Genomic DNA, 13,165 nt, shown 5'->3' on the forward strand with positions numbered 1-13,165 from the left:
AGTGTAATTAATGGCTAATTTTTACATTGATACGACGGAAGTCGTTCATGAAATCCCACAAAATGATCGCCCAAAATTTTATATGTTTGGTGTGCCGAGTTATACAAATATGGGCGATCAGGCAGTATCATTAGCTGAAAGAAAATATATTGAAAATGAATTTCCTACTTATCAATATATCGAAATTATTGAAGAAGATGATGATGAAGCTATTCCAGTAGTACTGGAACATCTCCGTGCCGATGATATTATTGCTTTTACTGGCGGTGGCAATATGGGTAATTTGTATCATAATCACGAAGAGGCAAGGCGTAAAGTCTTTTCGACATTTGTAGACAATCTTACAATCTCATTTCCGCAATCAATTCATTTTGAAGATAATGAGGACGGTGAAATTCAAAAGAAAAAAAGTCAGGAAGCCTATGGCAAGAATCCAAATCTTGTTCTTGTAGCTCGCGACGCACAAAGCTTTCATCGTATGCTCACGATTTTTGACAACAAAGTTATTTTCACGCCGGACATGGTATTATACATGAATTCGGTAGACTGGAAATTTGAACGTAACGGCGCTCTGTTTGTTCTACGTCATGATTCAGAGAAGGTTGTCAAGCAAACCACTATTGATAAAATAAAAGAAATACTCGGTAATGACAGACCAGTGAAACGTGTTGATACAGTGCTAGATGAACCAAAAGAGATTACGCCGGTCACACGTGACACCTTGTTTGAGCAACAGCTTGAGTTATTTTCACATCAGGAAATCATCATTACCGATCGTTGGCATGCAATGGTTTTTTCTGTTTTAACTGGGACACCTTGTTTGCTTTTTGGAAATAGCTATGGAAAGGGCAAACACGCTTACTTTGATTGGCTAGAGCATGTGAATTGGATTGATTACACAGATGAGACCGATATCGATCGAATTGAAAGTGGTTTAAAACAATTGATGAAGCAGGAACGTCATGATTATAATGTAAAAAAAGACTTCCAGCAGCTTCATGATATTATAGAAGAAAATATATCTAAATAAGATTTCTAAGAACCTAGTACTTTTTTGTTCTAGGTTTTTTTGCAGTTAGATAAGTAAGAATGATGAAACGTTCTAATGTAAGCGTTACCAAAAAGTGGTATAATTCTGCTATAAATGTAATTTTTATTCTTAAATAGAATAAATTATTGTATTGAAAACAAAAACAAGGAGTTGGAAGAATGAGCACAAAATTTGATTTATCCTTTATACAAGGACTAACCGTTCGTGAAAAAGCTGAATTAGTAACAGGAAAAGATTTCTGGTTTACCGCGGAAAACCATGATAATGACATACCAAAAATCATGGTAACAGATGGTCCTTCTGGATTGCGAAAACAAGCAAGTAGTGCAGATGCACTAGGCTTGAATCAAAGTGTGGAGGCCATTGCTTTTCCAAGTTCGGCGTTGATGGCTAGTTCATTTAATGTTGGCATGCTTTATGAATTAGGTCAAAATCTTGGTACAGCCTCTAGAGCTGAAAATGTGTCAGTTTTATTGGGGCCAGGTATTAATATTAAACGCTCGCCATTGGCAGGAAGAAATTTTGAATACTTTTCCGAAGATCCATATCTTACTGGAGAATTAGGAAGCGCTTATGTGAAGGGTGTGCAATCGCAAGGCGTTGGTGTGAGTGTCAAGCACTTTGCAGCCAACAACCGAGAAGATCAACGTTTTACCTCGTCCTCGAATGTTGATGAACGTGCTTTACGTGAGATATACTTGATGGCTTTTGAAAAAATTGTCAAAGAGGCACATCCAGCAACGTTAATGTGCTCTTACAACGCGATTAATGGCGTGCTTAATTCTCAAAATTACCGTTTGTTAACCGAAATACTGCGTAATGAATGGGGATATACTGGCGTCGTTATGTCAGATTGGGGAGCAGTGGCCGATAATATTGCTTCGCTAAAAGCAGGTTTAGATTTAGAGATGCCTGGAAATGGTGCATATTCGATTGATAAAATTGTATCTGCTGTCCAAAATGGTCAGTTAGAAGAATCAAAATTAGATATTTCGGTATTACGCGTACTGGCGTTGGTTGAAAAGTTCCGTGTTAACGAAGATGATGGTACGGATTATGATAAGAATAATCAACATGAGTTTGCTCGAAAAGCAGCAGAGGATAGTATTGTTTTACTAAAAAATGATGACGATGTTTTACCGATTAAACAAACTGAAAAAATTGCATTAATTGGTGAACTAGCTCAGAATCCAAGATATCAAGGTGGCGGTAGTTCACATGTAAATGCGTACAAAGTTGTTACACCACATGAGGTTGCAAGCAACAGTGATTACAATGTTACTTATACTGCAGGGTATAGCTTATCTGAAGAAAAAGGTAATTTAGATTTAGAACAGCAAGCAGAATCTATTACTGAGTCGAGTGACAAAATCATTTTCTTTGCTGGGGTTCCAGAACAAGATGAGTCAGAAGGATTTGACAAAAAAACAATTGACTTACCGGAAAATCAAGTCAATTTGATTCAAAAGCTATCAGCAATTAATCCTAATGTAATTGTTGTTCTTCAAAATGGATCAGCGGTTGCAACACCTTGGAGAAGTAAAGTAAAAGCAATTGTAGAAACTTATTTAGCCGGCGAAGCCGTCGGTGAGGCGACATGGAATATTTTGACTGGTCAAACAAATCCTTCAGGTAAATTAGCAGAAACTTTCCCTGAAAAAATTGAAGACACACCGGCATACGGAACGTTCAATGCTAGTGTAGATGAAGAAAATTACCATGAAGGAATATTTGTTGGTTATCGGCATTATGATTTAAAGCAGAAAGAAGTTGCATTTCCATTTGGACATGGATTAAGTTATACAGATTTTGAGTATGAAGATTTGGAAATAGTAGCTAATACGAAAAAGCATGTCACAGGTAAAATCAAAATAACCAATGTGGGCTCAATATATGGCAAAGAAGCAGCTCAAATCTATGTTCAAAATCTAGAAAGCCGTGTTGAGAAACCTAGTCAAGAATTAAAAGCATTTGTTAAAGTTGGTCTCAATCCAGGAGAAAGTAAAACTGTCGAATTTTTCTTAGATCGAAGAAGTTTTGCTTGGTATAACGTGAAAAAAAGTATTTGGCAAGTTGATCAAGGTGACTATAATCTAAAAATAGGTAGTTCTTCGCGCGATATTAGATTAGAAAAAATTGTTTCCTTAGAAATGGGCACCAAAAATAATAGTCCAATCAGCGGAGACACCTATATCAGCGAAATTATTAACCGAGATGGTTTACATGAATCACTCGTGGCGTCTGGTTTACAAACAGCGATTGAGAGTATTAGTTCATCTGATAGTAATCGAGAGCTAATGGAAAACTTGCCACTGCGGGCAATTATTATGATTGGAGCAAATGTGGATCAAGTGAACAAGTTTATTGAACTAGCAAATAATTGACCCACTCGTTTGTAAATTTCGTTGAAAATATTTACTCAAAGATAGCTTGGTTAGTGTACAAAGAGATATAAATAGATGCTTGCAAACTATTTAATTTCATTGTATACTTACTTTTAGTAATTAGAAAGAAGGTCACATAAATGACAAAATATGGTGTTGTTGTTGGTTCGATTCGTGAAAACTCATTTTCAAAGGGAGTAGCTGACGCACTTGTAGCTGGTCTGCCTGAAGATGCTGAGGTAAATTACTTGAATATCAGTAACTTACCACTTTACAATCAAGATTTTGATGCTGATTCGCCTGAAGAATATACAACGTTCCGCGCGGCAGTTGCTGAGCAAGATGCATTTATCTTTGTCACACCTGAGCATAACCGAAGCATTTCAGCAGCTTTGAAAAATGCCTTAGATGTTGCTTCTCGACCTTGGGGGGAAAACGCATGGGCTGGCAAACCAGCGCTAGTCGCTTCACAATCAATTTCTGGTATTTCTGGTGTATTGGCTCATCACGTGCTACGTCAATCTTTGGTATTCTTGGATATGCCAACTCTGCAACAACCAGAACTGTATATTGGCAATGTTCAAAACTTAGCCGATGAAAATGGTCATATTACTAACACAGATACGCAAAATTTTCTTGCAAATGCAGCAAAGCAATTTGTTACATTCGCACAAAAGTTTTAATTATAAATATATATAAAACCTGGCTTTAGAAATAAGTCAGGTTTTTTATGTGCCTTTATATGCGATTAAAATTAAAATGAGGGTATAATAAAGGTAAAGGAATGTTAAATAGTATGGACAAAAACCAATTTGAAAAAAGAAACGATGACTCAGTCTCAGAAGACAAAGAATTCAATTCTTTTTTTTCTGAATTATTGCAACGATTTCCTGACAAAACTGCAAAGATTATACAGAACTCATATGAAAAATCGAAATCCAAGGCGGACAAGATATTATTTAAAAGTCAATCGAATTTGGATCAAGTTTTTGATACTTTTTTAACGGGAGTTGATCAACAAACAGCTCAGAAATGTCATCGGATTATTCATGCTGCATCATTGAGTGCCGCAATTGTGGGCTGCTCGCCAATTCCTTTCTCAGATGCGTTTTTACTAGTACCAATTCAATTGACTATGATGTCGCGATTGCATAAATTGTTTGGCCAGTCATGGTCAGAAGGGTTAGGTAAAAGTTTATCTAAGGAACTGGTAGTTGTAGGTCTTGGTCGTAGCGCAGTTGGGAATATTATTAAATTTATACCAGCTGTGGGAACTGTATCTGGTGCTGTAATCAATGCTTCCGTTGCTGTTTCAATCACTGAGGCTTTGGGATGGGTGACGGTGAAAATGTTAAATGATGGTGAAGATATATTTGAAAAAGCCATGTCATTTCGAGGACAGTTTGAAATTCTCTTTAAAGCACTTAGAAAAGCGAAAAAATAATTTTAAAAAGCATATCTCATGTGGATATGCTTTTTTTATAATTATTTGACATTAATTAAGAAACATTATAAACTATTTTGATTATGTATTAATTGCTAGGGGGAAACATTGAACATGGGGAAATTAAAAATAGTTTTAAAGTATTTGGTATATGCATTTTTACTCAGTTTTGTATTGGATATCGGCGGATTGTTTAGCGGAATATATGCTGAGCGTAGCGGTTTACCTGAGGAGTGGCTTGAAAATAGTCAGGGAGCTACGGTTTTCATGTTGATTTGTCAAATTACTTTACCAATCTTCTTGATGTTCCAGTATAAAGGTCGAAAAAATGATCTTAGAATTGTGATGCCCTTTGCTAAAGATAAAAAGGCCAACAAATATTTGATAGGGTACGCTGCTGGGGCAATATTCTTTCTGCTAACTTGGATAATAGCAGTCGCCTTTGGAGGATTTCAAGTCGTTAACATTTGGCATATGCGCAATGTACTGTGGCTTGTTCTCTTTCTTTTAGGTTTTTGTATTCAAGGGATGGGTGAAGAAATACTAGTTAGAGGATATTTGTTAGGTAAATTGAGTCAACATTTAAGCTATGTTTCAGCTATTATAATAAGTTCGATTTTTTTCGCTGCGCTACATTTGGCAAATCCAGGAATAACCAGAGTAGCTTTCTTAGAGCTATTTTTGTTTGGTGCTATCATGGCTATGATTCGAATTGAAACCAACGATTTGTGGACGGTGGGCGCCTTTCATGGTGCGTGGAACTTTTTTCAAGGACCGATTCTTGGTGTTGCAGTTTCTGGTACCAACGGTGGTGTGTTAATTTTCAAATCAATTCCAACACAAGCTTATGAATGGTTAAATGGTGGGCGTTTTGGCATCGAAGGCAGTGCAATGAGCCTAACGTTACATGTTGTGTTATTTGGTGTAACCGCAGTTTGGATTAAATTAAACAAGAATAACTCAAAAATCATTTGCGAATCTACTAAATAATTTTTTATTTTGCTCTGATGATTGATTATTCTTTTAGTCTAGATAGGGGAGTTTGAAAGAATTCGTCTGAATCGTCATTATCTAGGATATGTTCGATTGAAACGGTGTCGATTTCAGCATGGAGTTGCAGGTGTTTTGAGTTTAGCACTTTTAAGGTTGATAACATTGTTTGCTGATTATGTATCTGTCCCACTGTGATATGGGGCGTATATGGAAACTCAGGGCGTAAAAAGGGTGAGAACAAAGAGGATTGATATAAAACATCATGCATTTTTTGAATGAATGAACACCCCTCGTTAACAGGTAGCCAAAGATAATTTTTTTCATCAGACGAAAAATTTTCAAAAGTCACGTTGAAAGCCGAGAATGGTTTTAAAATCGTTTGAATATTTTGGATAATAGCTTCGTCTGTATCCTCACTTTCAAATGGGAACACAAGAGTGATGTGTGGACGAATATGTGGATATAAGGGATCAAGTTCGCTCCTGATATTTTGAATTGTTGTTACTTCTGAAAGTTTAGGAAATATTAAAATAGAACGTAACATAAACCTGGCCTCTTTAAATAGATTTGACTTGTGTTTGTAGTATATCAAATTTTAATGTACACAGTCTTCATAAGAAACAAAAAGTTATCAATATATTATATATTGATAACTTTTTGTATGTTAAAACTTACTTATTTATTGATTAAAGTCAAAACGATATCATGTTTATCAACTTTACTACCAATAGGCTTTACAATGTTGAATTCAGAAAGGACATTAGAATTAGTTATTGTCACAATAACGGTGTCATCAAAGCCAGCATCCTTTATTGACTTGTCCCAGAATTCAATGAGTAGATCACCTTTCTTAACGTGCTGGCCGCGCTCGAAGTAAGTGACAAATCCTGTCCCTTGCATAGCAACAGTACCAATACCAATATGAATTAATGTGACTAGACCAGTGTCTGAAACCAGACCAATGGCATGTTTTGTTGAGAAGGCAACGCGAACGGTTGCATCAAATGGCGCATAAACTCGACCATCGTTCGGGCGAATTCCAAATCCTTGACCTAAAGAGCCTGAAGCAAATGCATGGTCATTAACAGATGATAGATCGATTAATTCACCGGCAATAGGTGCATTGTATGTGTACTCACCAGCTTTTAATTCGGGAGTGGTTGTAGTTGTTGTTGTGTCAACAAATTTCTTTCCCCATGTTTTTTCAAGTTGGTCAACAATTTCAGCGTGCTTGCGCTCAGTAAGTGTTACTTTGCGATAAAATACGTAGGTGCCGACTAAAATAATAACAATTGGCAAACCAAACATAATGATTTTGAAAATAGATTGTCCAGACCCCGTTACTGAAGAAGCTGTGGCACCAGTTGTCATTCCTGCGACTACGGCAGTTAATCCGACGACACCGTTTGAAATAGCGCCAGCTAATTTATCTAATAGTGGACGAACCGACAACGTTAATGATTCATCACGATGACCGAGCTTCAGTTGACCGTACTCCACAGAATCAGAGATTGTCATGAGAACTACTAAGAACACAAGTGGTTGTGGAATGGCAAATAATTCGGCAGCGATTAGAACCATTGTGAGTGATTGTCCTGCAAAAATAAACAGAAATAACCCGATAATCATGGTTAAGATACACCAGAAAAATAAATTACGTCGATTAAGTTTATCAGCTAATTTTGGAAATAGTGAAACAGATAGTAAGCCAGTCACAATGTTTAGTGAGGCGAAAATTGAGAAAGCAGATGAGTTTCCTAAAATAAAAGTGAAATAATATAATTCCAGCGAATTAACAAGAGTGACGCCGGTAGTGTAAAATCCATAAGATAGGGCAATCCACATGAGCTGGTCATTATGTGTTAGTATGTGGATAACATTTTTGAACGTTGTTTTTTCTTTGTTCTTACGTAGGTCGGAATCAACTTCTTTAGTACCAACACCGACAGCGACCGCACTTAGCCATGCGATTACCGCAATAATAACAGCAAACCAGAACCAACCACGAGTGTCACCAGTACCATCATTTTGATTCAAAGAAAAAAACAAAACAATAGGCATAACAACAACGCCGACTAAGTTTCCACCGATAGTAGAACCAATACGGGCAAAAGTTGCGGTTTTTTCACGCTCACGTGAGTCAAAAGTTAATGCCGGTATCATTGACCAGAATCCAATATCTTTAAATGAATAGAAAATGTCCATAATAATATAGATTACGCCAAAGATAATCAAATAAAGAAGTGGGTTTGATTTATTTAGACCGCCCATATTTGTGAAAAGAATGATCAAAGCAACTGACCCAACCGTCCCACCAACAACCACCCAAGGTTTAAATTTACCCCATCGGGTGCTAGTATTGTCAATTGCATTACCAATAAATGGATCAATTGCCAATTCAACAAAACGTAACAAAAAGATAATTAGTGTAATTGAACTAATCATTTTGTCATTTTGCGCAGCATTACCACTGTTGAATAAATGTGTGGTAACAAACATAATGAAATACGTTGATAATGTCGCAAAAAACATATCATTACCAAATGCACCAAAAGCGTATGAAATGCGTGAGGACATTGACTGTTGGTTAGACTTCATAATTGTAATCTCCTTTTGTAGTAGCTAACACCTCAATAGTAAGCGCTTTCATTTAAAAAATCAATACTTTTTAGTAAATATTTAGTAAATAGTTATTTTTTATATTTTGATGTAAAATGATAAGGAGTATAAACGAAACAAATGAACTTGCATAAATTGAGGAAGAAAATATGGTAACAATTAAGCAGATCGCGTTGGAAACGGATGTGTCATCAAGTACCGTTTCTCGAGTTTTGAATAATGATCTGACTTTGTCAGTTTCTGATGAAACTCGTAGAAAGATTATTGATACCGCGCAAAAGTTGAATTACACAAAAAAACATAAAAAAAGTATTTCCAAAAAAATAATTCATATTGCGGTATTGACGGTTTTTTCTGAAATCCGAGAAGCCAGTGACGCTTACTGGCGACAAATATATCTGAGTATTGAACAGAATGCCCAGGATCAAAACATTATTGTTGATGAAGTTGTTCGAATCAATCAGGGTATCAATATCGCGGATTTCGTAACTTACGATGCCATTATTATTTTGGGTGATATGACTCAAAAAGCCGTGAACCAATTACAGAAAATTAATGAGCGAATTGTGTTGGTTGATGCTAAAACGCATTATGAAACCATTGACTCTGTCAATCCCGAACTGAAGATGATGACAACACGGATATTGAATGAGTTTTATCAAGCTGGACGACGGCATATTGGATTTATTGGTGGCGTCAACGATCTGCTAGAATTAGATGGCTCCTCAACACTTGCTGTCGAAGATGTGCGTAGCAAAATCTATCGTAATTGGGCTGAAGAACATCAAATGAGTCCCCATTTTTATACAGGACCATGGCATGCTGAAACAGGCATGCAAGGGGCTATATCGTTATTAAGAGAAGAACACAATATAGACGCATTTTTAGTTGCTTCAGATCCGATTGCAATTGGTGCCATTAATGCATTGAAATCCGAGAATCTAGAGCCGGGAATTGATATTGATGTGGTGAGCTTTGATAATGTTGAATTATCCTCTTACTTGGTTCCGTCACTAACGACGGTAGATTTAAATCCTGCGGCACTAGGGAAGACGGCTTTAGAACAAGCCTACGAACTTGCAAACGATGCACGTGATTGGACAGTTTGGGCTACAATACCGGGAAATTTGAAATATCGAGAAACTTTTAAAAAGTAAAAGTAACCGTTTACATTTTAGTAAACTAGTGGTAAACTGTGTTTGTAATTTAGTAAAAGACTTCACGGAGGAAGATTATGGCTAATGCAAACATTTCTTTTGATGACAAGCAAAATGTTTTTCATCTTTCGAATCGACAAATATCTTACCTGATACAAATTGAAGAGGGCGGACTGCTAAGCCATCTCTACTTTGGTAAAAAAATTACAAAATATCACGGTTCACGACATTATCCACGTCTAGATAGGGGATTCTCACCAAACCTATCTGGAGATCCACATCAAACAGATCGTAGTTATTCGAAAGACACATTATTACAAGAATACGGTGGTTATAATACGGGAGATTTTCGTCAAGCCGCGATTAAAATTAAAGGAGCCAACGGTGCACAAGCATCTGATTTTCGTTTTCAATCATTCGAAATTATAAATGGCAAGCCACATATAGATCATTTGCCGCAGGCCTACGTGTTGTCTGAAGATGAAGCTAAAACATTAATAATTTATCTTGTGGATAGTACGCTAGATGTCCAATTATCGCTTTATTACACAATTTATAGTGACCGGCCAGTAGTTGCAAGATCAACTAAAATAACGAATCTCTCTCAACAAAGTATTAATGTTGAGAAAATTGCATCACTGCAATTAGATTTACCAGTAAGTGATTTAGAAATTATCTCGTTACCCGGTGCACACGTGCGCGAACGTCAAATGGAGCGGCAAACTGTGCGCCAAGGGGTGACCGAATTTTCTAGTCATCGAGGAACGAGCTCGCACCACATGAATCCATTTGTAGCACTAGTAACACCAAACACAACCGAAAATGAGGGTGAAGCTGTTGGTATCCAACTGGTTTATTCGGGAAATCATCAATTCACTGTCGAAAGAGACTATGTGGAACAGACACGTGTTTTATCTGGCATTAACGAAGATGGATTTGATTGGCAGTTAAATGCTGCTGATGATTTTCAGACGCCTGAAGCGTTGTTGGTTTATTCTGATGAAGGCTTAAATGGTATGTCACAAGCTTATCATCACTTGCTACGAGAACGTGTAGCCCGTGGAAAATATCAATATGCAGAGAGACCGATTGTTATTAATAATTGGGAAGCAACCTATTTTGATTTTAATGCAGAAAAAATTCAAGAGATATTAGACGAAGCCTCCCCATTAGGCATTGAAATGTTTGTCTTAGACGATGGTTGGTTTGGAAAGCGTGATGATGACGATAGTTCTTTGGGTGACTGGTTTGAGTACGCTACTAAATTACAGAGTGGCGGTGGTTTAGTTGGCTTATCAGATAAAGTACACGAAAAAGGTATGAAATTTGGATTGTGGTTTGAACCAGAAATGATTTCCAAAAATTCTGATCTTTATCGGCAACATCCCGATTATATTCTCGGTATGCCTAACCGTGATTTGACCCCTAGTCGTGATCAATATGTGCTTGATTTTTCAAGACCTGAGGTAGTGGATAATATTTTCCGACAAGTAGTAAATATCTTGGATAATGTTAAGATTGATTACATTAAGTGGGACATGAACCGTCATTTGACAGAAGTATATTCTGCAGCGTTGTCACCAGAACGTCAAGGAGAAGTAGGACATCGTTATATGTTAGGTGTCTATGATTTGGCGGATCGTTTGACTAAACGTTATCCCGATATTTTGTTTGAAGGATGTTCAGGCGGTGGCGGACGATTTGATGCTGGCATGTTATATTTCTTTCCACAATCGTGGACATCCGACAATACAGACCCTGTTGAGCGCTTGAAAATTCAATATGGGACAACATTAAGTTACCCAGTTTCCAGTATGACTGCTCACGTTTCAGCATCACCTAATCATCAAACTGGGCGTCAAACGAGTCTGGCTATGCGTGGGGATGTTGCTACTGCAGGTGTCTTTGGATATGAATTAAACCTAGCTAAATTGTCATTAGAAGAAAAATCAGAAATCAAAAATCAAGTGACATTTTATAAACAGCATCGCTCGTTAATCCAGTATGGTAATTTCTATCGTATTAAAAATCCTTTTAAAAATAATGAAACAGCTTGGGAATTTGTCAGTGAAGATAAGACAGAAGCATTGTTATTTAATTACCGTGTTCTGTCAACTGCGCAGCCAGTTTTCAGTGTAACTAAAATGAGTCACCTGAAATCTGATGGAATCTATGTTGATCAAAGAACAAATGAACGTTATTCTGGAGATGAACTCATGTCAATTGGTCTATATAATACGCCAATTAAGCAAGCTGATTTTACCTCTGCGGTGCGTTATTTCAAATGGCAAGCTGAGTAAGTGAAAGTCATTGTGAAAGGAAAAATGAAAATGACTGAAACGTATGAAGAATTAATTCATGTTTTTAAGGACCGATTTCATCATGAGCCAACTGACAAGTTTTTCTCACCAGGCCGAATTAACTTAATCGGTGAGCATACTGATTATAATGGTGGTCACGTGTTTCCAGCCTCAATTACATTAGGAACATATGGCGTAGCATCTCAAAGAGCGGATAGTTTGGTAAAACTCTATTCGACCAATTTCCCGGATGAGGGGATGATTAGTTTTGACGTTAATGACGAAAAAAAGTTACCCAGAGCATCTTGGGGAAATTTTGTTAAAGGCGTATTGCAAGCTTTAAGAGGATATGGTAATCGTTTTGAGTATGGATTTGAATTAGTTATCAATGGTAACATACCAAACGGCTCAGGTTTGTCATCCTCATCGTCTTTAGAACTCTTAATTGGCGTAGTGGCGCAAAAACTATATGATTTAAAAATTCCGAGATTACAATTGGTGGCCAGTGGACAACGTGCTGAAAACGATTTTGTTGGTGTTAATACTGGAATAATGGATCAATTTGCTATTGGATTTGGTGAAGCAGACCAAGCTATCTATTTAGACACGAATACGATGATTTACGAAATGGTACCAATCTATTTGGGTGATTATGTTGTTGTCATTATGAATACGAATAAACGAAGAGAGTTAGCTGACTCAAAATACAATGAGCGTGTTCGTGAAACCCAAGAAGCAGTCTATCAACTGCAAAAATATACACCTATCCAATATCTGGGTGAACTAGACGCTAAAACTTTTAATAAATATGCTGATAAATTAGAAAGCAACATACTTGTAAAACGTGCTCGCCATGCTGTCTATGAAAACGAACGAACTAAAATTGCTGTCGAGGCATTAAAATCAAATGATTTGGCTAGTTTTGGTAAGTTGATGAATGAATCGCACCAGTCTTTAAAGGATGATTACGCGGTAACTGGAATAGAACTTGATACGCTTGTTGAAACAGCGCAAACAGTTGATGGTGTGCTCGGTGCAAGGATGACTGGTGCAGGATTTGGTGGTTGTGCAATCGCACTAGTACATCAAGATAGTGTTGATGAGTTGAAAACAGCTGTTGGGGCTAAATATGAATCTGTTGTTGGTTACGATCCCTCATTTTATGTAGCAAATGTTGGTGACGGGGCACACTGGGTCGGCAAAGTAGGTGAATAATA

General features: G+C 37.0%; 10 protein-coding genes. 8 read left to right on the forward strand and 2 right to left on the reverse strand.

What is annotated here, in order from left to right; all coding sequences use genetic code 11:
• The first annotated feature begins 10 nt into the window (after positions 1-10).
• The 5 genes from JNUCC76_RS04230 to JNUCC76_RS04250 all read left to right on the forward strand — a co-directional run bounded on the left by JNUCC76_RS04230 (position 11) and on the right by JNUCC76_RS04250 (position 5,869).
• Complete coding sequence (locus tag JNUCC76_RS04230; RefSeq protein ID WP_454156077.1) at positions 11-1,030, forward strand: polysaccharide pyruvyl transferase family protein; 1,020 nt, start codon at positions 11-13, stop codon at positions 1,028-1,030.
• Between the two features lie 179 nt (positions 1,031-1,209).
• Complete coding sequence (locus JNUCC76_RS04235) at positions 1,210-3,435, forward strand: beta-glucosidase (protein ID WP_454156079.1); 2,226 nt, start codon at positions 1,210-1,212, stop codon at positions 3,433-3,435.
• 140 nt (positions 3,436-3,575) lie between these two features.
• On the forward strand, positions 3,576-4,118 hold the full coding sequence (locus JNUCC76_RS04240) for an NADPH-dependent FMN reductase (RefSeq protein ID WP_454156081.1): 543 nt from the start codon (positions 3,576-3,578) through the stop codon (positions 4,116-4,118).
• Positions 4,119-4,231: 113 nt separating this feature from the next.
• Positions 4,232-4,879, forward strand: coding sequence for a YcjF family protein (locus JNUCC76_RS04245; RefSeq protein ID WP_454156083.1), 648 nt, complete (start codon positions 4,232-4,234; stop codon positions 4,877-4,879).
• 114 nt (positions 4,880-4,993) lie between these two features.
• The gene (locus tag JNUCC76_RS04250) at positions 4,994-5,869 is read left to right on the forward strand and encodes a CPBP family intramembrane glutamic endopeptidase (protein WP_454156085.1); all 876 of its coding nucleotides are present in this window, start codon (positions 4,994-4,996) and stop codon (positions 5,867-5,869) included.
• A gap of 25 nt (positions 5,870-5,894) precedes the next feature.
• Here the strand turns inward: JNUCC76_RS04250 and JNUCC76_RS04255 are convergent, their stop codons facing one another.
• Both JNUCC76_RS04255 and JNUCC76_RS04260 read right to left on the reverse strand, forming a co-directional pair.
• Positions 5,895-6,416 (reverse strand): 2'-5' RNA ligase family protein, encoded by a 522-nt coding sequence (locus JNUCC76_RS04255; protein ID WP_454156086.1) that lies wholly within the window; start codon positions 6,414-6,416, stop codon positions 5,895-5,897.
• Between the two features lie 131 nt (positions 6,417-6,547).
• On the reverse strand, positions 6,548-8,470 hold the full coding sequence (locus JNUCC76_RS04260) for a glycoside-pentoside-hexuronide (GPH):cation symporter (RefSeq protein WP_454156088.1): 1,923 nt from the start codon (positions 8,468-8,470) through the stop codon (positions 6,548-6,550).
• A 170-nt stretch (positions 8,471-8,640) separates the two neighbouring features.
• Between JNUCC76_RS04260 and JNUCC76_RS04265 the strand changes: the two genes are divergently transcribed.
• From JNUCC76_RS04265 to JNUCC76_RS04275, 3 genes are all read left to right on the forward strand, one after another.
• Positions 8,641-9,648 carry a LacI family DNA-binding transcriptional regulator gene (locus JNUCC76_RS04265; protein WP_454156090.1) on the forward strand — a complete coding sequence of 336 codons (1,008 nt, stop codon included), beginning with the start codon at positions 8,641-8,643 and terminating at the stop codon, positions 9,646-9,648.
• Between the two features lie 77 nt (positions 9,649-9,725).
• Positions 9,726-11,948 carry an alpha-galactosidase gene (locus JNUCC76_RS04270; RefSeq protein ID WP_454156091.1) on the forward strand — a complete coding sequence of 741 codons (2,223 nt, stop codon included), beginning with the start codon at positions 9,726-9,728 and terminating at the stop codon, positions 11,946-11,948.
• Positions 11,949-11,978: 30 nt separating this feature from the next.
• The gene (locus JNUCC76_RS04275) at positions 11,979-13,163 is read left to right on the forward strand and encodes a galactokinase (RefSeq protein ID WP_454156093.1); all 1,185 of its coding nucleotides are present in this window, start codon (positions 11,979-11,981) and stop codon (positions 13,161-13,163) included.
• The last annotated feature ends 2 nt before the right edge of the window (positions 13,164-13,165 follow it).

Source organism: Leuconostoc sp. JNUCC 76 (assembly GCF_053667755.1).